The 19,896-nt window shown below is 43.4% G+C and carries 26 protein-coding genes; 20 read left to right on the top strand and 6 right to left on the bottom strand.

Annotated features, from left to right (window positions below):
- Together BQ5796_RS09700 and BQ5796_RS09695 are read left to right on the top strand one after the other, a co-directional pair.
- Positions 1-556, top strand: a 556-nt coding sequence (locus tag BQ5796_RS09700) for an MBL fold metallo-hydrolase (protein WP_141769953.1), incomplete at its 5' end; no start/stop codon positions are given.
- A gap of 2 nt (positions 557-558) precedes the next feature.
- A complete protein-coding gene (locus BQ5796_RS09695; RefSeq protein WP_071460048.1) occupies positions 559-1,353 on the top strand; it encodes an SDR family NAD(P)-dependent oxidoreductase in 795 nt (264 codons plus the stop codon).
- Positions 1,354-1,405: 52 nt separating this feature from the next.
- Here the strand turns inward: BQ5796_RS09695 and BQ5796_RS09690 are convergent, their stop codons facing one another.
- Positions 1,406-1,600, bottom strand: a complete 195-nt coding sequence (locus BQ5796_RS09690; RefSeq protein WP_071460047.1) for a YqzH family protein — start codon at positions 1,598-1,600, stop codon at positions 1,406-1,408.
- Between the two features lie 186 nt (positions 1,601-1,786).
- Between BQ5796_RS09690 and BQ5796_RS09685 the strand changes: the two genes are divergently transcribed.
- A complete protein-coding gene (locus BQ5796_RS09685; protein ID WP_071460046.1) occupies positions 1,787-3,046 on the top strand; it encodes a Y-family DNA polymerase in 1,260 nt (419 codons plus the stop codon).
- A 15-nt stretch (positions 3,047-3,061) separates the two neighbouring features.
- Entirely contained in the window at positions 3,062-3,400 is a 339-nt protein-coding gene (locus BQ5796_RS09680) for a YolD-like family protein (RefSeq protein ID WP_071460045.1), read from the top strand.
- Positions 3,401-3,445: 45 nt separating this feature from the next.
- On the opposite strand, the gene BQ5796_RS09675 is transcribed toward BQ5796_RS09680, so the two are convergent.
- Positions 3,446-3,658, bottom strand: a complete 213-nt coding sequence (locus BQ5796_RS09675) for a CDGSH iron-sulfur domain-containing protein (RefSeq protein ID WP_071460044.1) — start codon at positions 3,656-3,658, stop codon at positions 3,446-3,448.
- A 116-nt stretch (positions 3,659-3,774) separates the two neighbouring features.
- Here BQ5796_RS09675 and BQ5796_RS09670 point away from each other — a divergent pair, with 116 nt between their 5' ends.
- Together BQ5796_RS09670 and BQ5796_RS09665 are read left to right on the top strand one after the other, a co-directional pair.
- Entirely contained in the window at positions 3,775-4,110 is a 336-nt protein-coding gene (locus BQ5796_RS09670) for an iron-sulfur cluster biosynthesis family protein (protein WP_071460043.1), read from the top strand.
- 17 nt (positions 4,111-4,127) lie between these two features.
- A complete protein-coding gene (locus BQ5796_RS09665; RefSeq protein WP_083413088.1) occupies positions 4,128-4,670 on the top strand; it encodes a hypothetical protein in 543 nt (180 codons plus the stop codon).
- Between the two features lie 69 nt (positions 4,671-4,739).
- Here BQ5796_RS09665 and BQ5796_RS09660 read toward each other — a convergent pair whose 3' ends face one another.
- Positions 4,740-5,678: an alpha/beta hydrolase gene (locus BQ5796_RS09660; protein ID WP_071460042.1), complete on the bottom strand. Its 939-nt coding sequence runs from the start codon at positions 5,676-5,678 to the stop codon at positions 4,740-4,742.
- 57 nt (positions 5,679-5,735) lie between these two features.
- Positions 5,736-6,638 (bottom strand): hydroxymethylglutaryl-CoA lyase, encoded by a 903-nt coding sequence (locus BQ5796_RS09655; protein ID WP_071460041.1) that lies wholly within the window; start codon positions 6,636-6,638, stop codon positions 5,736-5,738.
- A 154-nt stretch (positions 6,639-6,792) separates the two neighbouring features.
- Between BQ5796_RS09655 and BQ5796_RS09650 the strand changes: the two genes are divergently transcribed.
- The 5 genes from BQ5796_RS09650 (at position 6,793) to BQ5796_RS09630 (ending at position 10,374) form a co-directional block, all read left to right on the top strand.
- The gene (locus BQ5796_RS09650; protein ID WP_071460040.1) at positions 6,793-7,980 is read left to right on the top strand and encodes an acetyl-CoA C-acetyltransferase; all 1,188 of its coding nucleotides are present in this window, start codon (positions 6,793-6,795) and stop codon (positions 7,978-7,980) included.
- Positions 7,981-8,018: 38 nt separating this feature from the next.
- The gene (locus tag BQ5796_RS09645; RefSeq protein ID WP_071460039.1) at positions 8,019-8,711 is read left to right on the top strand and encodes a CoA transferase subunit A; all 693 of its coding nucleotides are present in this window, start codon (positions 8,019-8,021) and stop codon (positions 8,709-8,711) included.
- 31 nt (positions 8,712-8,742) lie between these two features.
- Positions 8,743-9,405: a CoA transferase subunit B gene (locus tag BQ5796_RS09640; protein WP_071460038.1), complete on the top strand. Its 663-nt coding sequence runs from the start codon at positions 8,743-8,745 to the stop codon at positions 9,403-9,405.
- Positions 9,406-9,514: 109 nt separating this feature from the next.
- Entirely contained in the window at positions 9,515-9,781 is a 267-nt protein-coding gene (locus BQ5796_RS09635) for a YqkE family protein (protein WP_071461243.1), read from the top strand.
- A gap of 284 nt (positions 9,782-10,065) precedes the next feature.
- Positions 10,066-10,374 (top strand): alpha/beta fold hydrolase, encoded by a 309-nt coding sequence (locus tag BQ5796_RS09630; RefSeq protein WP_234969328.1) that lies wholly within the window; start codon positions 10,066-10,068, stop codon positions 10,372-10,374.
- 246 nt (positions 10,375-10,620) lie between these two features.
- Here the strand turns inward: BQ5796_RS09630 and BQ5796_RS09625 are convergent, their stop codons facing one another.
- Positions 10,621-11,541, bottom strand: a complete 921-nt coding sequence (locus tag BQ5796_RS09625; protein ID WP_071461242.1) for an aldo/keto reductase — start codon at positions 11,539-11,541, stop codon at positions 10,621-10,623.
- Positions 11,542-11,588: 47 nt separating this feature from the next.
- Positions 11,589-11,750 carry a Z-ring formation inhibitor MciZ gene (gene mciZ / locus BQ5796_RS17670; protein WP_282956857.1) on the bottom strand — a complete coding sequence of 54 codons (162 nt, stop codon included), beginning with the start codon at positions 11,748-11,750 and terminating at the stop codon, positions 11,589-11,591.
- Positions 11,751-11,825: 75 nt separating this feature from the next.
- On the opposite strand from mciZ, the gene BQ5796_RS09620 reads away from it, so the two are divergent.
- The 9 genes from BQ5796_RS09620 (at position 11,826) to BQ5796_RS09580 (ending at position 19,768) form a co-directional block, all read left to right on the top strand.
- On the top strand, positions 11,826-12,374 hold the full coding sequence (locus BQ5796_RS09620) for an NUDIX hydrolase (protein ID WP_071460037.1): 549 nt from the start codon (positions 11,826-11,828) through the stop codon (positions 12,372-12,374).
- Position 12,375: 1 nt separating this feature from the next.
- Positions 12,376-13,545: an endonuclease Q family protein gene (locus BQ5796_RS09615; protein ID WP_071460036.1), complete on the top strand. Its 1,170-nt coding sequence runs from the start codon at positions 12,376-12,378 to the stop codon at positions 13,543-13,545.
- Between the two features lie 165 nt (positions 13,546-13,710).
- Positions 13,711-14,352 carry a stage II sporulation protein M gene (gene spoIIM / locus BQ5796_RS09610; protein WP_071460035.1) on the top strand — a complete coding sequence of 214 codons (642 nt, stop codon included), beginning with the start codon at positions 13,711-13,713 and terminating at the stop codon, positions 14,350-14,352.
- Positions 14,353-14,465: 113 nt separating this feature from the next.
- Positions 14,466-14,912 carry a ferric iron uptake transcriptional regulator gene (fur, locus tag BQ5796_RS09605; protein WP_071460034.1) on the top strand — a complete coding sequence of 149 codons (447 nt, stop codon included), beginning with the start codon at positions 14,466-14,468 and terminating at the stop codon, positions 14,910-14,912.
- Positions 14,913-15,086: 174 nt separating this feature from the next.
- Positions 15,087-15,311, top strand: a complete 225-nt coding sequence (locus BQ5796_RS09600) for a YqzK family protein (RefSeq protein ID WP_071460033.1) — start codon at positions 15,087-15,089, stop codon at positions 15,309-15,311.
- Between the two features lie 5 nt (positions 15,312-15,316).
- On the top strand, positions 15,317-16,210 hold the full coding sequence (gene xerD, locus BQ5796_RS09595; RefSeq protein WP_071460032.1) for a site-specific tyrosine recombinase XerD: 894 nt from the start codon (positions 15,317-15,319) through the stop codon (positions 16,208-16,210).
- A 202-nt stretch (positions 16,211-16,412) separates the two neighbouring features.
- Positions 16,413-17,600, top strand: a complete 1,188-nt coding sequence (gene deoB / locus BQ5796_RS09590; RefSeq protein WP_071460031.1) for a phosphopentomutase — start codon at positions 16,413-16,415, stop codon at positions 17,598-17,600.
- 4 nt (positions 17,601-17,604) lie between these two features.
- Positions 17,605-18,426, top strand: a complete 822-nt coding sequence (locus BQ5796_RS09585) for a purine-nucleoside phosphorylase (protein WP_071460030.1) — start codon at positions 17,605-17,607, stop codon at positions 18,424-18,426.
- Positions 18,427-18,463: 37 nt separating this feature from the next.
- The gene (locus tag BQ5796_RS09580) at positions 18,464-19,768 is read left to right on the top strand and encodes a pyrimidine-nucleoside phosphorylase (RefSeq protein WP_071460029.1); all 1,305 of its coding nucleotides are present in this window, start codon (positions 18,464-18,466) and stop codon (positions 19,766-19,768) included.
- The last annotated feature ends 128 nt before the right edge of the window (positions 19,769-19,896 follow it).

Here is a 19,896-nt window from a genome sequence, read left to right as displayed (position 1 = left end):
CCCCCGCCGCATTAGTATGGCAATTGATGAAAAAACAAGTATTCCTGGTCTTGACGGATGGAGTATCATTGAAACCCCGGGCCACGCCCAAGGACATATCACCTTATACCGCCAAAGTGATGGTGTACTTATTGGCGGGGATACTTTGCTTGCAAAAATTTCGCCAAATCCTTTGTTGGAGCCTCCGCTCCCTGGAATGACAGAGCGTCCAAAGCCGCAGCTTCAGTACAACGCTTCACTGCGGAAGCTTGAAGCCTATCCCATCTCTCTTGTCCATTCAGGACACGGACCTGATTTCAGTGGTGCTTCCCAACTCATCGAAAAACGACTTGCCCGTCAGCATGAGCGTGCCATGGGAGTGAAACAGATGCTGGAGGAAGAAGGAAGACTGACCGTTTTTGATATTTGCAAGCGGCTGTTCCCATCTGCCTATCAAAAAGAATTGTCGCTGACCATTTCTGAAACGGTTGGTCAAATCGATTATTTGTTGGAGCTAGGCGAAATTTCTGCCATAGAAGAATCAGCCGTTTTGTATTCTAGTTCGGGAGTTGTTTGAAAATGTCTAATCAACGTTTACGAGGGAAGAACGTTTTTATAACAGGAGCATCGGGGGGGATAGGAGCTGAAATGGCGCGGCTATGCGCGCGTTCCGGTGCCAATCTCATGCTCCTAGCCAGAAGCAGCGATAAACTTCAACTTTTGCAGGAAGAACTTGCAAAAGAGGGAACGAGAGTAGAAGTGCAATCCCTTGATGTATCCGACACCAATGCTGTGGAATCAGTATTCCGTGAAGCAATCCGAGATTTCGGATATCCAGATGTGCTTGTTAATAATGCCGGTTTTGGCGTTTTCCGACAGGCACACGAGGCGCCGATTGCTGAGGTTCAGTCCATGTTTGCTGTGAACGTAATCGGACTGATGGCATGTACTTCGATGGTTTTGCCGGGAATGAGAGATCGAAAAAGCGGGCATATCATTAATATTGCATCGCAAGCGGGAAAAATTGCTACCCCTAAATCAAGTGTTTATTCTGCGACAAAGCATGCTGTTCTAGGCTATACGAACAGCTTGAGGATGGAAAACCAGGGTAGCGGTATTTATGTGACTGCCGTCAATCCAGGTCCGATTGCGACTAATTTTTTTCACATAGCCGATGAAAAAGGGACATACGTAAAAAGTGTTGAACGATATATGCTGAAGCCTGAATATGTGGCTGCCGAGGTGGTGGACCGGATGCTTACTCCGGTAAGGGAAATCAACCTACCACGCTGGATGGCTGCAGGCAGTATTTTTTACGCTCTTTTCCCCCGCTTATTCGAACGGCTTGGGAAAAAGGCATTTGACCGAAAATAAAAGAGCCGGGATTGTGCGATGACTGACGCGCAATTCCCGGCCTTCTTCTTTCTCAATCTGTCAAGAAGTCGTATACCACATCATTCACAATATCATTTAAGCTGACATCGGGAGTTTCTTCCCGCGCTTTTTCTATCTTTGCTAACATTGTTTCTAGCTGTTTTTCTGTGAGCGGCAGAGCTTCGCGCTCATGACTGTATTGTAAGAAGCACTTCCTCACTAGTTTTTCCATATAGTTTCTCTCCACCCGTTTCCCCCCTTACTGGCAGCTTTCATACAAAGTTATATCTCTTTCCATCATAACCTTGTTTTCTCATCTTGTCGTAGAATTTCCATTGAAAACGAACGCATATTCGCCTAATATAGTGGGTAGAATGTAACAGAACAAATGTTCTTTTTGTGGGGAATCTCTATCTGGAAAGGAAGAAGAGGTATGTTCGACTACCGCAGTATGCCGCAACATAAAATCATGTGTATTGACATGAAAAGCTTTTATGCCAGCTGCTCTGCAGTAATGCTTGGCCTTGATCCGCACGTTTGCCATCTTGCTGTTGTCGGCAATACGGATCGCCCTGGAAGTGTTGTCCTTGCTGCGTCTCCCCGGATGAAAAAGGACTTCGGCATCAAGACAGGGGCAAGATTGTTTGAAATACCAAAAGATCCTCGCATTACGATTGTTAATCCGAAGATGTCGCTGTATTTAAGGATTTCTACTGAGATTACTCGAGTATTCAACAGATACGTACCAAAGGAAGATATCCATATATACAGTGTTGATGAGAGCTTTGTGAAAGTTGATGGTGTTCTCCACCTTTGGGGAGATGTGAAAGAAATAGCGGCAAAGATACAGAAGGATATCGAGCGGGAATTCCAGCTTCCATGTGCAATCGGCATTGGTCCTAATATGCTGATGGCGAAGCTTTGCTTGGATCTTGAAGCAAAGAAAAAAGGAATAGCCGAATGGACCTATGAGGATGTCGAGACGAAGCTCTGGCCGGTTTCTCCGCTTCGAGAGATGTGGGGGATTGGCCGGCGGGTGGAAAAAACGCTGAATCGAATGGGAATTTTCACTGTCGGCCAGCTTGCCCGCCACGATCTTTCCACACTGGAAAAAAAGTTTGGCATTATGGGGAATCAACTTTACCATCACGCTTGGGGTATCGATCTTTCCGACTTGGGAGCACCCATTATGGAGGGACAGGTCAGCTTCGGCAAAAGCCAAATTCTGCTCCGTGACTACAAAGAGGAAGAGGAAATCAAGCATGTTCTCCTTGAAATATGCGAGGAGGTTGCACGAAGGGCGAGAAGCCAGCGAAAAGCAGGCCGGACCATTAGCTGTGGGGTCGGTTACAGCAAGGATGAGTGGAGCGGGGGATTCAGCCGGTCAAGAACGATCGCTAAGCCGACAAACATTACAACGGAGCTTTATAACGTATGTCTCGAGCTTTTTGCAGAAAATTATACCGGAAAAACAGTGAGAAGCCTCTCTGTCTCACTTGGCAATCTTGTGGATGACAAACAGTTTCAAATGGACCTTTTTGATAAGGATGGCTGGCGGAGAAGAGAGCTTGGCTATACAATGGACAAAGTTCGTTCCCGTTTTGGTCCGGCGTCGCTTCTTCGCGCTGTTTCTTACACTCCGGCAGGAACTGCGCTTCAAAGGGCGGGGCTTGTTGGGGGGCATAAAGGTTAGGAAAGGAGGTGCAGCATGATTAGGGATAGAGGCAGAATCAAATGGACTTCCATGATGCTTCCCGAGCATGTCGGACTTTTGCGGGAATGGGCGGAAGAAGATAAAAAGATGGAAAAAAAGGAACTCGATGAGCAGGAGTTAGAGAGGTTAAATGAAGTGCTTCTAGAAGCAATGGAATTCAACGGCATAGTGGAAGTTAACTATTATCGGGCTGGAAGGTATGAAAAAATTTCGGGACATATACAGTATTGGGATGAATTAGCGGGAAGGCTTCACATCATCGATACAATAGGGGATCTTCACAGGATTGTCCTCTCTGAAATAGCAGATGTCAGATTGAAGGCTGGGGAGTAAAGCAGAAAAAAGAGCCAAGCGGGAATCTCTCAGCTCTCTCGACGCTTACTTTTCTTCTCTTGGTTCAGCCCTCACGGCAGATTGGAACTTTCCTTTGTGCGAGGCATCGCAGAAAGGCATTTTCTGGCTCAATCCACAGCGGCAAAGCGAGAAGGTTTCCTTCGTTTCAAACGGTTTCCCTTCACCATCCAAGAGTTCTACATCGCCTGTTACTCTGAAGGATCCGTTATCATTTACCTTGATTGTAACTTTGGACATTTGCATTCCCCCATATATCGTTATAAAACTCTTTCTCTCCTGATACTAAAAGGAAACGGGAAAAAATGCAAGGAAGCGCTTCCCATGCTAAACTAAAGAAGAAAGGGGCGGTTTAATTGGAAATAATCGTAACAGAATCAGCCAAAAGCTTGCTCGCCGAGAGAACGAAAGGAAAGGACGGCGTGTTCAAGCTGAAGTATGACACGGATGACTGTGGCTGTGCGGTCAATGGTGTTGCAGTGCTCTTATTTGTCCATTGCGGGAAAGCGGGAGAGGATATCCCGATGGAGACAAACGGTCCAGCTATTTATTATGAAAAAGCGAAAGAAATATTTTTTGATGAAGTAATGGTGCTTGATTATGTTGAAAAAACAGGTTGTCTGCAGTTGAAAAGCAACAGCCAGTATTTCAATCCGTGCATGAGTTTAATCGATATGACAAAGCACCATTAAAAGAATAGGAGGAAAGAATGAGCATTTTAAAGCGAACTGCCATGCTGGCAATGGCGGTACTGCTGCTTGCAGGCTGCCAGTACGATACGCTTAAGGAAGCCGTATCAAAAGACATCCCCTTCAATAAAAAAGCAATCATACATACAGAAAAAAAGAAAAATGGCGCTGTTGTTCTATACACAACAGAACAAAAATATAACGATGAAAAAGTCGAAGCACTTGCAGCGGCCTATCTAAGCGGGAACGAGAAAGAAGGCTGGGAGAACACAGGTCATAACCATTGGATTTATTACGAAAATAAATACATGATGCAATACAGCGAGACTTTTAATATATACAGTCCGGAAGGGAAGCTAACAGAAAAGGTTCCCGTTGTTTTTGGTAGAATTAACAGCTCAAAAGTCATAAGCGTAGAAGTTTCTGAGTCGGGAGAAAAGTTCAGGAAAGCTGTGATTGTGAAAAAGGGGAAAAACAGATATTATTACATTTTTGGAGATTATAAGATTGCTAGAGGGCTCGACAAAAATGGTAAAGAAATCAGCCGTCAGGGGAAAAGATAGCGACTGTTGTCTAGTGTAAAGAAATGAAAAAAGGAGGATGCCAGATTTTTTTACTGGCATTCTCCCTTTTTACTGTTTAGGACTTTCCGTTTCTCTGCGAAATGGAGCTGCATATTTTTCGAGGAACTGGTCAAGCGCCTTCTCATAGGCTTCGGGATTTTCGCTATAGGAGCGGGCGTGAACCCCGTTTTCGGCAAGATAAAGCATCTTGGGATCCGCTTTTCGTTTAAACAATTCTTCTGTCATTTCAGGAAGGATATAATCATCCTTCAGGCTGTGAATGAAAAGGACAGGCTTTCGAATGTTTTCCACAGCCTGGAGAGGAGAAACCTCTCCAAGTGAATATCGGTCTCTGATGCGAAGGACTGCTTTTGCAAGCGGAAGAACCGTCACAGGCGGAAGCTTGATTTCCCGTTTAACCCGGTAGGCCAGCTGCTTGGTGAAATCGGAGTACGGGCAGTCTGCAACATAAAAATCAGCCCCGTCCTCTACAAGCCCAGCGTATTGAAGCAGGGTTGCAGCTCCCATCGATTCTCCATGCACCCCCAAAAAGATTCCTTTCCCTCTTTCCGATTTTAACCAATCAATGACTGCTTTCAAATCGAATTTTTCATAATAACCGTAGCTAGTTGTCTTGCCCCCGGATTCTCCGTGGCGGCGCTGGTCATAAATCAGGGCGTTAAAGCCTCGCCGAAGGAACAAGTTCATATATTTGACCGAGCTGAACTTGTTTTCCGTGACGCCATGGCAGAAAACGACATACTTATTTGTATCATGAGGTTCCACAAGAATGGCTTTTAAGCTGTAGCCGAACGGTGATTCGATGTAGGATTCTCGCTTAGGGAGAGAGGAAAAATGCTCCTGCCGGAAAAAGCCCGCCTCTGTATCACGATTGATGATATCTTGGCTATCTTTCTTTTTGATGAACATAAAAAGATTCGTTAAATAGATGCCCACCGATAAAGTGAAGGCAAAAAACGAAAATATGTAACCCAATCGCTTTCGCACAAAAAACAAACCCCCAAATGGTTTTTGTTTACATTTTACCATAGGGGGGACAAAACTTCAGATTTGGTGCGACAGTTTATAGTATGAGCTGTCAATATTTTTAGTAATATGAGGTGCAACGATTTCAATTGCTTCCAGAAGTATTGCGAGGTCAATTCCTGTCTTAATCCCCATCCTTTCGAACATATAGACAATATCTTCTGTAGCTGCATTCCCCGCTGCTCCGGGAGCAAATGGACAACCCCCAAGTCCTCCGGCAGACGTATCGAATCTTGTGATTCCAGCCTGGAGAGCTGCGAAGACGTTGGCAGCAGCAAGTTTGCGTGTGTCATGGAAGTGGGCAGCAATAAGGGTATCATTAAAAGCCTCCTGTAGTTTTTGAAAAAGGGAAAAGGCTTCAGAAGGTACAGCCATCCCGATTGTATCTGCTACGCTAAGCTCGTCTACCCCCATCCTAACAAATTCCCTGCATAGCGAAAGGGTGTCTTCTTCTTGGATCTTTCCTTCATATGGACAATAGAACGCAGTGGAAATGCACGCGCGGACAAAGAACCCCCTTTTTTTGAGATCCCGGATAGCAGGCCGCAGTCCCGCTAAGCTTTCTGCTGTTGTCTTATTGATGTTTTTAAGGTTAAATGTATCGCTTACGCCAACAAACACAGCAACTGCTTTGCAGTCTGTCTCATAAACTTTGTCTATTCCTTTCTGATTGGGCGCTAATATGATGTCGCGTGTGCTTGAATGAATACAAGCTGCAGCAATTTCTCCTGCATCTTTCATTTGTGGAACCCACTTGGGCGAAACATATGAGGTGAGTTCCATTTCTGTTAAACCAGCTTCCTTCAGTTTAAAAATAAATTCCTTTTTAACTGCTGTCGGTACAAAGCTTTTTTCATTTTGCAAGCCGTCACGCGGCCCTACTTCAATGATGGTCACTTTTTTCGGTAAAGCAAGTGCCATAAATATCTCCCCCTGTTTTTCTGTTAGTTCCATTCTAAAATCAATAATTTAAAAAATGCAACAATTATAAAAATTTAAACAAAATGAAGAGGTTTTTCTTTTTTTTTACCGAATGTATTAGGTTGAAGATGAACAGAGAGGATGAGATGAAACAATGGCGCAGAATGAGGCAGTGATTGTAAGTGCAGCCAGGACGGCCATCGGCTCGTTCAATGGAAGCCTAAAAGGGGTGCAAGCATCGGAACTTGGTGGGACAGTTATAAAGGGTGTACTTGAAAGAGCGGGAGTAGAAGCTAGTCTTGTGGACGAAGTAATCATGGGAAATGTCCTCCAGGCAGGACTCGGACAAAATCCTGCAAGACAAGCGGCAATGAAAGCAGGATTGCCAGAGTCAGCTTCGGCGATGACAATCAATAAAGTATGCGGTTCTGGGTTAAAAGCAGTTCACCTCGCAGCCCAGGCAATTGTGGCTGGGGAAGCAGATGTTATAGTAGCAGGCGGAATGGAAAACATGAGCCAGGCGCCTTATGTGCTAAAGAACGCCCGGGATGGCTTCAAAATGGGAGATCAAAAACTTGTAGACAGCATGATATCCGATGGCTTATGGTGTGCTTTCAATGACTATCATATGGGAATGACCGCGGAGAATCTTTGCGATAAATATGAAATAAGCCGGGAAGAACAAGATAGCTTCGCTGCCTGGAGCCAGGAAAAAGCAGCTCAAGCAATCGAGGAAGGCAGGTTTAAGGATGAGATTGTACCGGTAAGTATTCCACAGCGCAAGGGAGAGCCAATCATCTTCCAAGAGGATGAATACCCGAAGAAAGGTACAACGAGCGAGAAGCTATCGAGGCTTCGTGCTGCTTTCAGAAAAGGTGGAAGCGTTACAGCAGGCAACGCATCGGGAATCAATGATGGTGCTGCCGCTGTTCTTGTCATGAGCAGGGCGAAAGCGAATGAACTGGGAGTTCAACCAATTGCTGTCATTAAGGGAAATGCAAGTGCAGGGGTGGATCCAAGCATCATGGGAATCGGCCCGGTAAAAGCGGTGGAGAAAGCATTGAAAAAAGCGAGAATAGAATTGAAGGATGTTGAACTGATAGAAGCAAACGAAGCCTTCGCCGCTCAATCGCTTGCTGTGGATAGAGAGCTGGATTTCAATAAGGATATCCTCAATGTTAACGGCGGTGCGATTGCTCTTGGCCATCCAATTGGGGCAAGCGGTGCAAGGATTTTGGTCACGCTCCTGCATGAAATGAAACGCCGCAATGCCAAGACGGGTCTTGCGACGCTTTGCATTGGAGGAGGACAAGGGGTGGCTACAGTGGTGGAACTAACTTAAGATAGTAAATTTTTTTGATAGAAAGGGAGATTAGCCTAATGAAAAAGATATGCGCTTCTTTCCACGAAGCAGTGGAGGAAATCAAGGACGGGGCAACACTGATGGTTGGAGGATTTGGATTATGCGGTATTCCCGAGAACCTGATAGTAGCGCTTGCCGATAAAGGCATTAAGGGCCTTACAGTCATTTCCAACAACTGCGGTATAGATGACTGGGGACTAGGACTATTGCTGCAAAACCGGCAGATTAAAAAAATGATAGGATCTTATGTTGGAGAGAACAAGGAGTTCGAAAGACAGGTGCTTTCAGGAGAACTTGAAGTAGAGCTCCTGCCGCAAGGAACGCTTGCTGAGAAGATACGCGCCGGCGGTGCAGGCATCCCGGCATTCTACACTCCGGCCGGGGTCGGCACACCAATTGCAGATGGAAAAGAAACAAGGATGTTTGACGGCAAAGAGTATTTGCTGGAAGAATCATTAACCGCAGACTTCAGTCTTGTCAGGGCATGGAAGGCGGATAAGATGGGCAATCTTGTTTACCGGAAAACAGCGAGGAATTTCAACCCAATGATGGCGGCTGCTGGCAAGGTAACCATTGCAGAAGCGGAAAGCATCGTTGAGACTGGAACGCTTGAGCCCGATAGCATCCATACACCGAGCGTGTATGTGCAAACGCTTATCAAGGGCAATCAGGAGAAGAGAATTGAGAGACTGACCGTTAGCAACGGGTAATTTTTTTCGTGGAGAGGAGATGGCTTTGAATATGACTCAGGAAAATACGCGTGAAAAAATTGCACGCAGGGCAGAAAAAGAGATAGAGGACGGCTTCTATGTAAATCTTGGCATCGGTATGCCGACGCTTGTTGCCAATTATATTTCTGAAAACAAGCAAGTCGTTCTGCAATCGGAGAATGGATTGTTGGGAATCGGACCTTATCCGGCAGAAGGGGATGTCGACCCAGACTTAATCAATGCAGGCAAAGAAACCGTAACAAGCATTCCGGGAGCGTCCTATTTTGACTCTGCTGAATCTTTCGCAATGATAAGAGGCGGCCATATTGATATTGCGATTCTTGGCGGCATGGAAGTATCGGAAAACGGCGATCTTGCCAACTGGATGATTCCCGGAAAGATGATCAAGGGGATGGGGGGAGCCATGGATTTGGTTCACGGAGCCGGCAAGATTATCGTCATCATGGATCATGTCAATAAGAAGGGCGTGCCAAAAATCTTAAAAAGCTGCAGCCTGCCTCTTACAGGTAAAGGTGTTGTTGATCGCATCATTACGGACAGGGCTGTTATCGATGTAATTTCAGGAGGACTTAAGCTTGTGGAAGTGGCAAAGGGCTATACAGTAGAGGAAGTAGTTGCATCGACCGAAGCGGAACTGCAGGTAAGCGAAGAAGTAAAGACGGACGCATTTTAATCTTTATAGTTGATACAATTTGTTTACCATCAGGTATGAAATGGGTATTAATCTTCCTTTCCAACAGTGATATAATGACAGCAAGAAACTGCAGGAGAGGGATCACTTGATGAAAAAGAAAAAACAAAATCGTTCTCGCCCCGAGCCGCGGAAAGAAGAGAAACCGCTCACTCTAGAAGATCTGGTGAAGGAAGATATCATGGCGGAACTGAAAGAAAAGCAGAAGCAGCTTCGTATAGAAGACGAGGAAAGAAAGAAAAGAGAGAAAGAAGAGGAAGCTGCGAAAAAGAAGGAAGCACAGCGGCAAAGGGAAAAGAATATGTCGTTTGAAGACTTGCTGCAAGAGAGCGATATGGATTGGAAGAAGTATAAATAACGGCAAAGTGTGAGGGTGTTTTTGCGCACCCTCTTTTTGCAGCGAAAACACAGTATGAGGTCTACAGGGTTATTGCTTGGTTTACAATAATTGAAAATTTAACAATAAAAATACAGCTGCTGTAGATATATGATCGATTACCGTAGATATATTGGGAGTTACCTGTAGATATATCACTGATTACCGTGGATATATGGCCGTTTACCGTAGATATACTCTTAGGCAGATAATAGTAAAGCATCAAACCCCTAAATGTAACCGGTTACATATAGGGCACTGGTAGTATGTCAGATAATAGTATGAGAGAAATTGATAAAAAAATTATTGGTGATGTATTTAAATATATTAGACTTGAACAAGAAATGCCCAAATTAACTACGAAGAGAGAATTATCACATTATAGCTCGCCCACTCTAATCATAGCAGGGAAAAAAGATATCTTTTTTCCTGCAAGTAGATTAAATAAAGTTGCTAGAGAAATCATTCCAAATTTAATTACATTTAAAACTTATAATATGGGCCATTTCCCATCTGAAGAACATTTGATAAAAATTAACAGTGATGTTGTAGAGTTTTTAAAGGATTATTACTAACTCTGTATCTTTTTTAAACTTATGGAGCATTAATGTAACAGGGGAACTTCAAGCCAATAAGAGGTTCTCTTTAATGTTAAATAAAATCAACACTATTCATTAACATAGCTAATAATTTAAAGAAATTCATCAATTAATAAAGCTCCTCAAACTGGTCAACGTTCCAATTGTTGAGAAAGTCTCTTTCGAGGGGAGAAGCTTCCATTGTGCCAGAAAAAACACGGCAGCCCGCCGCTGCCGTATTTTTCATCGATGTTCCTTATATAGATTTGCTCTTGTCATGCTTCGAATGATCTCGAGCTCTTCTGCAGTGAGCGCAGGTGCATTGACTGCTTTTGCATTTTTTCGTACCTGCTCAGGTGAACTTGCACCCGTTACTACAGCGGCAACAGCAGGCTGTGATAGATTATATTGCAGCGCTGCGTCTAAAAGCTGTCTCCCCTTCAGTTTTTCAGAAATAGCAGGAAGAATTTCTTGTAGTTCTTGATAGCTGTAGTCAAGATAACCGCTCTCTTGTAATTTATTGGCTATGCTACTGATTTCTTTTCCGCTAAGCAGTCCTTTTGCAACAGAGCCCCTTGTCACAATGCTAATGCCCCTTTCAGCCAATAGAGGCAGCATCTCTTCTTCTGGTCGGCGATCTAGCATGCTATACTGCATCATGACGGAAACAAGCGAAGATTTCGCTGCATATTCTCTAATAACGTTTGGGCGGATAGAGGAAATTCCATAGTAGCGAATTAGCCCCTCCGATTTCAATTCTTCAAACGCTTCAATCGTTTCATCAATCTGGTCTTCCATCGTCCCTCCGTGGAGTTGGAAAAGGTCGAGGTAATCTGTATGCAGCCGTTTAAGGCTAGCTTTTACTGCTTCCTTTATATATCGTTTGGACGGATCCCACGTCCAACCATCCTTCTTTTCATTCCAGCGGTTACCAGCCTTAGAGGCAATAATGACGTTCTCTCTGACTTCCTTTAGCGCGTTTCCTACCATTTTTTCATTTTCACCAAAGTCATACAAATCGGCAGTGTCAAAATAGTTCACACCCTCAGCGAGGGCGGCATCGATAATGTTCCGGGCTGTCTTTTCATCCTTTCCAAGCGACATGCAGCCAAGTCCCAAGACACTTACGTACATGTCCGAATTTCCTAGCCTTCTTTTTTCCAGATAGATCACCTCATTTTTGCCTTTATTTTAACGGACAATAAAGGCAGCTACAAATAATCCGTTTCTCGTTCTTTCGGAAGCGGTTCAGAAAATGATTCCATCCAATCTGTTACATAAAAGAAACGCTGTTGGTACTGTCTGAGCATAGCAATTATTTCCCACGCTTTTCCCGTCATCACGACGCGGTTAGTATGCATATAGGTTTTCAATCCCCAGCCCTCCTGTTCCATTATGGTAAAATGTATGTGCATTAATTAATCAACTAGAACGGAGTGTTGAAATAAATGGAATCATTTGAAGAAAAAACGTTGAGGACAGAATCGATTTTTAATGGGAAAGTTGTGAGCCTGCAGGTGGATGAAGTAGAGCTTCCGAACGGTAAAACGTCCAAACGGGAAATCATCAAGCATCCAGGAGCAGTTGCGGTGATTGCTTTAACGGAAGATAAAAAAATCATTATGGTTGAACAATTCAGGAAAGCTTTGGAAAAGCACATTATCGAAATTCCAGCCGGAAAGCTGGAAAGAGGAGAAAAGCCGGAGGTATGCGCACAAAGAGAACTAGAAGAGGAAACAGGCTATGTTTGCAGCAGCATGGAATGGCTTATGTCTTTTTATACCTCGCCGGGCTTTGCGGATGAATTGATTCATCTTTATTTGGCAAAAGGACTGACATTGAAGGAAAACCCTGCAGCGGCGGATGAGGACGAGTTTGTACGTTTAATGGAAGTCACGATAGAAGAGGCAAAAGGACTGATGGCCCAACAGAGAATTCATGACGCGAAGACTGTGCTTGCACTGCAATACCTTCAGCTGCATGAGGAACTGGTATAAAATGAATCAATATTTTGCTGACATGCATATCCATGTTGGAAGGACAAAGAGCGGCAGGGCAGTAAAAATAACTGGAGCCAAAACGCTGACAGTATCGAATATCATCTCGCATGCACGAGATCGAAAGGGCCTTCATATGGTCGGAATCATTGATTGCCACTCACCCGAAGTGCTCGATGAATTAGAGGAATTGGCCTCAAAAGGGGAGCTTGTACGGCATCAGGATGGAGGTTTAATGTACGGAGGCTTATGCATCATACCAGGTTCCGAGCTGGAAATAAGGTCGGAAGCAACAGGTGCCCCTATCCATGTACTATGCTTTTTTCCGAATTTGGCTGTGATGAGAGATTTTTCCAAATACCTTTCTCTCCATTTAAAAAACATCCATTTAAGTTCACAGCGTGTATATTTGACGGGAAAAGCCTTGCAGGATAAAACGAAGGAACTGGGCGGGCTTTTTATTCCAGCCCATATATTCACCCCATTCAAGAGCCTTTATGGAAAGGGTGTGAAGCAATCCCTTTCTGAAGTGTTTGATGAAAAGAAAATCGATGCGGTGGAACTAGGCTTAAGCGCGGATACAGAAATGGCAGATGCCATTAAAGAGCTTGGAGAATATACTTTTCTTACGAATTCCGATGCCCATTCCCTTGCTAAAATAGCGCGGGAATACCAAGCAGTCTTCATGGAGGATACTAGTTTCCACGAGTTTTCCCTCGTGCTTAGACAAGAGGCAGGCAGAAAGGTAGCTGCCAACTATGGTCTAGATCCTTTACTTGGAAAATACCACCGCACAGTCTGCTCCAATTGTTTAACTCCAATTCCTGAAGGAGGAGAAGCATGTTCTCAATGTAAAAACAGCCGCTATGTAAAAGGGGTTGCCGACAGGATAGTTGAACTAAGTTCAGGGAAACGGAACAATGTTCAAAGGCCGCCATACATCCATCAAGTTCCGCTTGAGTTTATCCCAGGTGTAGGGAAAAAGGCCATGGAAAGCTTGATGGATCACTTTGGTACAGAAATGTCTGTACTCCACTCCGTTCCTTTTGAAGCATTGAAAAAAGCGGTGCCTGAAAGGACAGCAGAATTGATTGTCCAAGCGAGAGAAGGGAAGTTAAAAGTACATGCTGGAGGCGGAGGGCGCTACGGAAAGGTGCAGGATAAAAAGTAAAGACGCTTTTTGGGGGAAGCGTGAATAAAAGAACTGGGGTAAGAATAAAATTCCAGTTCTTCTATCCGAAAGATTGGTAAGAATAATGTTTGTCGACAAATAGCAGTCATGGAAATTCCTTCAAAGCATATGATGTATCAATCAATATGTTTGGGAGGAAAATCTATGAAAAAACACAAATACCACAACGTCGCAGCAACCCATCTACGCGAATATTCCTCTATTTACCTATTTGTGATTGTCCTATTTCTAATGGGAGTTATCTTTGGTGCTGTCATTGTAAATAGTTTGAGCTTTGAACAAAAAGAAGATTTGTTTTATTATCTTTCCGAGTTTTTTGGACAAGCCTCTGCTGGGAAGGTGGCTGAAACGAAGGATCTTTTCTTGCAAAGCTTCATGCATAACAGCAAGTTTATTGGCTTGATTTGGCTGCTTGGCATTTCCATCATTGGACTGCCAATCATTCTAGTCATGTTATTTCTAAAAGGAATGGTAGTGGGATTTACTGTCGGATTCCTTGTCAATCAGATGGGATGGCACGGTTTTTTGCTATCCTTTGTTTCCATCCTCCCTCAAAATCTCGTTATCATTCCGGTTTACATTGTGACAGCGGCACTTAGTACAATCTTTTCATTGAAAATGATTAAGAACCAGTTTATGAAAAAATTGAATCAGCCAGTATTGCCAATGTTTATGCGCTACATGGGAGTATTTCTTTTAGCGGTCGTATTCTTGGCAGCAGCTGCCGGCATTGAAGCTTCTTTCCCTCCCGCTTTGCTAAAGGTAGTCATACCAGCGATTAAATGAGTTATTATTTAATAATAACTATTCTTTCTTCGTTGTAATAATTTTATTTTGAATCTCGCTTTCCGTCTGATATAATGAAAAATGACAGTGGCGGAGGAGTGAGACTAACTATAATGGAAACAAGGATCGAGAGAATAAAGAAGCAACTGCATTCATCCAGCTATAAACTAACGCCGCAACGCGAAGCAACCGTCCGAGTACTCCTGGAAAACGAGGAAGACCATCTAAGTGCTGAAGATGTGTATCTTCTTGTAAAAGACAAAGCACCGGAAATAGGCCTTGCTACAGTGTACCGGACTCTTGAACTGCTAACAGAATTAAAAATAGTCGATAAAATTAATTTCGGAGACGGAGTATCACGATATGACTTGCGGCAGGAAGGGGCAGCTCATTTCCACCATCATCTCGTTTGCATAGAGTGCGGTGCCGTGGACGAAATCCAAGAAGACTTGCTAGAAGATGTAGAAGAAATAGTAGAGCGGGACTGGAAGTTTAAAATAAAGGACCACCGTCTAACTTTTCATGGAATCTGCCACAGATGCCAGGAAATAAACGAATAAATCGGAAGATAAGGCTTAATAATCAAATAATTATGCGACAGAACTCTTTTCCAGAAGGAAAAGGGTTTTTTGGTTTAGAGAACATGATTCCTAGTATAAACTTTGTACTTCAGGGCATATCCTTTACTAATAGTGGAGGAATTGCTTGGCCACAGTGAACGGAGGTATCTGGAGATGAAGTTTATATCAGTATTGTTGCATGGACTCAAGGTATTCATCCTTTTTACAGGATGCACCATCCTCTTTTATTATGGTATTATGTTGATTAATGAAGAGTATCAGAATTATAACCGGTACGATGAGCCGAAAGGGGAGGCAATGAAGGTTACAGCAGCAGGACAGACGGAGGAACAGGGCTTGGTGGACAGGCTTATCCTTTTTTATTTGAATGGGGAGTAAATTTAATGGAAGAACAGCTTCAAGATTTTATTCACTTTCTCATTGTGGAGAAAGGCCTATCGAAAAACACGATCATGGCATATGAACGTGATTTGAAAAGTTATTTGCTATTTTTGAAAGAAAAAGAGAGAATCAACCTTCCGAGTGAGATTCAACGAGTCAACATTATGCACTTTCTCGCGAGCCTGAAGGACGATGGTAAATCTTCCAAAACGATTGCTAGACACATCGCCTCTATAAGAGCATTTCATCAGTTTATGCTGAGAGAAACAACTACCAAACATGATCCTACGGTACATATTGAGACTCCAAGACTTGAGCGTACCCTGCCAAAGGTCTTAAGTTTAGCAGAAGTGGAAAAACTGCTTGATTCGCCGCAACTAACCAATCATTATGGCTATAGAGATAAAGCAATGCTCGAAGTGCTTTATGCAACAGGGATAAGGGTTAGCGAATTGATTGGCCTCAATGTGGAAGACGTCCACCTTACGATGGGGTTTATTCGATGCATCGGAAAAGGGAACAAGGAAAGGATTATTCCAATTGGAAAGACAGCTGCTGCTGCATTGCAAGAATACTTGGAAAAAGGAAGGCCGAAATTTCTCTCGAAAAAGCACAAAGATGAAGCACTTTTTCTCAATTTCCACGGTCAAAGACTAACAAGGCAGGGTTTTTGGAAAATACTCAAGGGACTGACAAGAGAAGCTGGCATTGCGATGGAACTTACCCCCCACACGCTGAGGCATTCTTTTGCCACGCATCTCCTTGAAAACGGTGCTGACCTTCGTGCAGTGCAAGAAATGCTTGGACATGCAGATATATCAACAACTCAAATTTACACACATGTGACAAAAACAAGACTGAAAGATGTTTATAGCAAATACCATCCTAGGGCATGAAATTTTCCCTATGTCATACAATTGTCAAAAAGCTGGCTGAAAGGCACAGCTTTTTCTTGTTTTTTCTTCTCAATGTTTAGTAAAATATAGATGTCAGACTTCTGACAAATAGCGTTCGACAAATAGGTTATCATAAGGCGATTTGGGTAATATATAACAAAAGACTAGTTTGAAAACGTATTCTTTTTTAGGAGGGCTCAGAATGTCAGCTACATATAATCGGATTTTCCTTGTTGTTATGGATTCAGTCGGTATCGGGGAAGCGCCTGATGCGGAAAAATTTGGTGATAAGGGAGCCCATACGCTTGGGCATATCGCCGAAAGAATGAAAGGTCTGAAGATGCCTAACATGCAAAGGCTTGGACTAGGTAATATTGAAGAAATCAAAGGCGTTCCTGCTTCGGAAAAACCTTTGGCTTACTATACAAAAATGCAGGAAGCATCCAATGGAAAAGATACAATGACTGGTCATTGGGAAATTATGGGTCTTAATATTCAAGTTCCACTTAGAGTATTCCCTGATGGCTTCCCGGATGAACTTTTGAAGGAACTTGAAGAACGGACTGGCAGAAAAATTATTGGAAATAAGCCTGCTAGCGGTACGGCTATCCTTGATGAACTTGGAGAAGAACATATGAGAAGCGGTGCTCTTATTGTATATACATCTGCTGATTCTGTTCTCCAAATTGCGGCGCATGAAGAGATTGTGCCAATCGAAGAACTGTACAATATTTGCAAAATTGCAAGGGAATTAACCTTAGATGAGAAATATATGGTAGGTCGCATTATCGCTCGTCCTTTTATAGGGGAACCAGGAAACTTCAAACGAACTTCGAATCGCCATGATTATGCGCTTAAACCTTTTGGCAGAACAGTTATGAACGAGTTGAAAGATGAAGGCTATGATGTGATTGCAATTGGAAAAATATCTGATATTTACGATGGAGAAGGTGTTACTAGATCACTGCGTACTGTTTCCAATATGGACGGGATGGACAAGTTGAATGAGACATTGGATATGGACTTTAAAGGCTTGAGCTTCCTCAATCTTGTTGATTTTGATGCGCTGTTTGGGCATAGGCGCGATCCGGAAGGTTACGGAAAAGCATTGGAAGATTATGATGCAAGACTATCGGAAGTATTTGAAAAAATGCGTAAAGATGACTTGCTGCTAATCACAGCAGATCACGGAAACGATCCAATCCACGCTGGCACAGATCATACAAGGGAATACGTTCCGCTCCTTGCTTACTCCAAGTCAATGGATGAAGGCAAAGAAATACCGGTAAGAATGACTTTTGCTGATATCGGAGCAACGGTTGCGGAAAACTTTGGAGTGAAAATGCCAGAGCACGGAAAGAGCTTTTTAAACGAATTAAGACGGGGGTAGGATGATGGATTACAAACAAATCGAACAGGCTGCCGCTTTTTTGGAAAATAAGATTGGCGAAAAACCGGAAGTTGGCCTTATTCTTGGTTCGGGGCTTGGAATTCTAGCGGAGGAAGTGGAAAATGCCATAAAGATACCTTACAGTGACATTCCGGGTTTTCCTGTTTCGACAGTAGAAGGTCATGCTGGACAGTTCGTTTTCGGCGATTTGGAAGGTATCAGGGTTGCAGTAATGCAAGGAAGATTCCATTTCTATGAAGGATATGAAATGAAAAAAGTAACATTTCCTGTCCGTGTAATGAAGGAGCTTGGAATAGAAAAGCTGATCGTTACAAATGCAGCGGGCGGGATCAATGAAAGTTATTCACCTGGGGATTTGATGCTCATTTCAGACCATATCAATAATATGGGAACAAACCCGTTGTTAGGACCAAATGACAAGAAGCTTGGAGCAAGGTTCCCTGATATGAGTGAATCTTACTCTAAAAAGCTTCGTGAAGAGGCAAAAGAAGTTGCTGCTCAATTAGAAATAAAAGTTCAGGAAGGTGTTTATGTTGGCAATCCTGGACCTGTATATGAGACTCCAGCAGAAATAAAAATGTTCCGGATTCTTGGAGGAGACGCAGTTGGTATGTCTACTGTTCCAGAAGTAATTGTAGCTAGGCATGCAGGTATGGAAGTTTTAGGAATCTCCTGCATTTCGAATATGGCTGCCGGAATTCTGGACCAGCCGCTGTCGCATGATGAAGTCATCGAGACAACAGAGCGGGTGAAAGCAACATTTCTTCGCTATGTGAAAGAGCTGGTGAAGGCAATCGGCCTTTAAGGTAAGCTTGAAATCAAAGAATGGAGCGGTGGTAAAGATGAGAATGGTTGATTTAATCGAAAAAAAACGTGATGGCAAGGAACTGACAACAGAGGAAATTGAATTTATCATTAATGGATATACGGATGGATCCATTCCTGATTATCAAGTAAGTGCGCTGACAATGGCGATTTATTTTAAAGGCATGACTGAAAGAGAACGCGCTGACTTGACAATGTCCATGGTAAAATCCGGTGACAGAATCGACCTTTCTAAAATCGAAGGAATCAAAGTCGATAAGCATTCAACAGGAGGTGTTGGCGATACAACTACTCTAGTACTAGGACCTCTTGTTGCTGCAGTTGGGGTACCAGTGGCAAAAATGTCCGGCCGCGGCCTCGGTCATACAGGCGGAACAATTGATAAGCTGGAAGCAGTGGAAGGCTTCCATGTTGAAATCGACAATGGTGAATTTATCCGTCTCGTCAATAAAAACAAAGTCGCAGTGATCGGCCAAAGCGGAAACTTGACACCTGCAGATAAAAAATTGTATGCACTTCGCGATGTAACAGCAACTGTTGACAGCATCCCATTGATTGCAAGCTCTATCATGAGCAAAAAAATTGCTGCAGGCGCTGATGCAATCGTGCTTGATGTAAAAACTGGCGCTGGTGCTTTCATGAAGACGCTCGACGATTCAAGAGAATTAGCACAAGCAATGGTGAGGATTGGAAATAATGTCGGAAGAAACACGATGGCTGTTATTTCTGATATGAGCCAGCCGCTTGGTTTTGCAATCGGAAATGCTTTGGAAGTGAAGGAAGCAATCGATACACTAAAAGGAGAAGGCCCGGAAGATCTTACAGAGTTGTGCCTCACGCTCGGAAGCCATATGGTCTACCTGGCAGGTAAGGCGCAATCGCACAAAGAAGCGAGAGAAATGCTTGAGAAAGCGATAAAGGATGGATCTGCACTTGAATCATTCCGTGTGTTCTTAAGCTCGCAAGGCGGAGACGCTACAGTGGTAGATAACCCGGAAAAACTACCACAGGCAAAATATACTTTTGAGCTTGAAGCGAAAGAAGACGGCTATGTATCAGAAATAGTTGCAGATGAAGTTGGAACAGCTGCTATGCTTCTAGGTGCTGGACGTGCAACAAAGGACTCCGTAATCGACTTGGCTGTAGGCCTTATGCTTAACAAGAAGATCGGCGAAAAAGTCTCAAAAGGAGAGTCGCTGCTCACCATTCACAGCAACTTCGAGGATGTCAGCGCAGTGAAAGAAAAACTATACGATAGCATTAAGCTTTCTAGTGAACATGTAGAGGCTCCAATTCTCATTCACGAAGAAATCATGGAATAAAATCGTAAAAAGGCAGGGAATCTCCCCTGCCTTTAGTTTATAGACAAAAGGGTTCGGAATGCTCTATTCCAAGCCCTTTTTTATTTGTCCCACTTTAAAGTATTTCGCAAAGACAATTTTTTTGTTGT

This window comes from Bacillus massilinigeriensis, assembly GCF_900111815.1.
Classification (GTDB): Bacteria; Bacillota; Bacilli; order Bacillales; family Cytobacillaceae; genus Mesobacillus_C; species Mesobacillus_C mediterraneensis.
Note: the sequence above shows the minus strand (reverse complement) of the source record. Positions and strands in the feature narration are given on the sequence as shown.

Excerpts from the sequence above, each read along its gene's own strand:
- spoIIM (WP_071460035.1), top strand. The coding sequence starts at position 13,711 with ATGAAAAAACACAAATACCACAACGTCGCAGCAACCCATCTACGCGAA.
- BQ5796_RS09655 (WP_071460041.1), bottom strand. The coding sequence starts at position 6,638 with ATGGCACTTGCTTTACCGAAAAAAGTGACCATCATTGAAGTAGGGCCG.
- BQ5796_RS09580 (WP_071460029.1), top strand. The coding sequence starts at position 18,464 with ATGAGAATGGTTGATTTAATCGAAAAAAAACGTGATGGCAAGGAACTG.
- xerD (WP_071460032.1), top strand. The coding sequence starts at position 15,317 with ATGGAAGAACAGCTTCAAGATTTTATTCACTTTCTCATTGTGGAGAAA.
- BQ5796_RS09630 (WP_234969328.1), top strand. The coding sequence starts at position 10,066 with ATGTCAGATAATAGTATGAGAGAAATTGATAAAAAAATTATTGGTGAT.
- deoB (WP_071460031.1), top strand. The coding sequence starts at position 16,413 with ATGTCAGCTACATATAATCGGATTTTCCTTGTTGTTATGGATTCAGTC.
- BQ5796_RS09600 (WP_071460033.1), top strand. The coding sequence starts at position 15,087 with ATGAAGTTTATATCAGTATTGTTGCATGGACTCAAGGTATTCATCCTT.
- BQ5796_RS09675 (WP_071460044.1), bottom strand. The coding sequence starts at position 3,658 with ATGTCCAAAGTTACAATCAAGGTAAATGATAACGGATCCTTCAGAGTA.
- BQ5796_RS09615 (WP_071460036.1), top strand. The coding sequence starts at position 12,376 with ATGAATCAATATTTTGCTGACATGCATATCCATGTTGGAAGGACAAAG.
- BQ5796_RS09680 (WP_071460045.1), top strand. The coding sequence starts at position 3,062 with ATGATTAGGGATAGAGGCAGAATCAAATGGACTTCCATGATGCTTCCC.
- BQ5796_RS09640 (WP_071460038.1), top strand. The coding sequence starts at position 8,743 with ATGACTCAGGAAAATACGCGTGAAAAAATTGCACGCAGGGCAGAAAAA.
- BQ5796_RS09585 (WP_071460030.1), top strand. The coding sequence starts at position 17,605 with ATGGATTACAAACAAATCGAACAGGCTGCCGCTTTTTTGGAAAATAAG.
- BQ5796_RS09695 (WP_071460048.1), top strand. The coding sequence starts at position 559 with ATGTCTAATCAACGTTTACGAGGGAAGAACGTTTTTATAACAGGAGCA.
- BQ5796_RS09620 (WP_071460037.1), top strand. The coding sequence starts at position 11,826 with ATGGAATCATTTGAAGAAAAAACGTTGAGGACAGAATCGATTTTTAAT.
- fur (WP_071460034.1), top strand. The coding sequence starts at position 14,466 with ATGGAAACAAGGATCGAGAGAATAAAGAAGCAACTGCATTCATCCAGC.
- BQ5796_RS09685 (WP_071460046.1), top strand. The coding sequence starts at position 1,787 with ATGTTCGACTACCGCAGTATGCCGCAACATAAAATCATGTGTATTGAC.
- BQ5796_RS09665 (WP_083413088.1), top strand. The coding sequence starts at position 4,128 with ATGAGCATTTTAAAGCGAACTGCCATGCTGGCAATGGCGGTACTGCTG.
- BQ5796_RS09645 (WP_071460039.1), top strand. The coding sequence starts at position 8,019 with ATGAAAAAGATATGCGCTTCTTTCCACGAAGCAGTGGAGGAAATCAAG.
- BQ5796_RS09650 (WP_071460040.1), top strand. The coding sequence starts at position 6,793 with ATGGCGCAGAATGAGGCAGTGATTGTAAGTGCAGCCAGGACGGCCATC.
- BQ5796_RS09635 (WP_071461243.1), top strand. The coding sequence starts at position 9,515 with ATGAAAAAGAAAAAACAAAATCGTTCTCGCCCCGAGCCGCGGAAAGAA.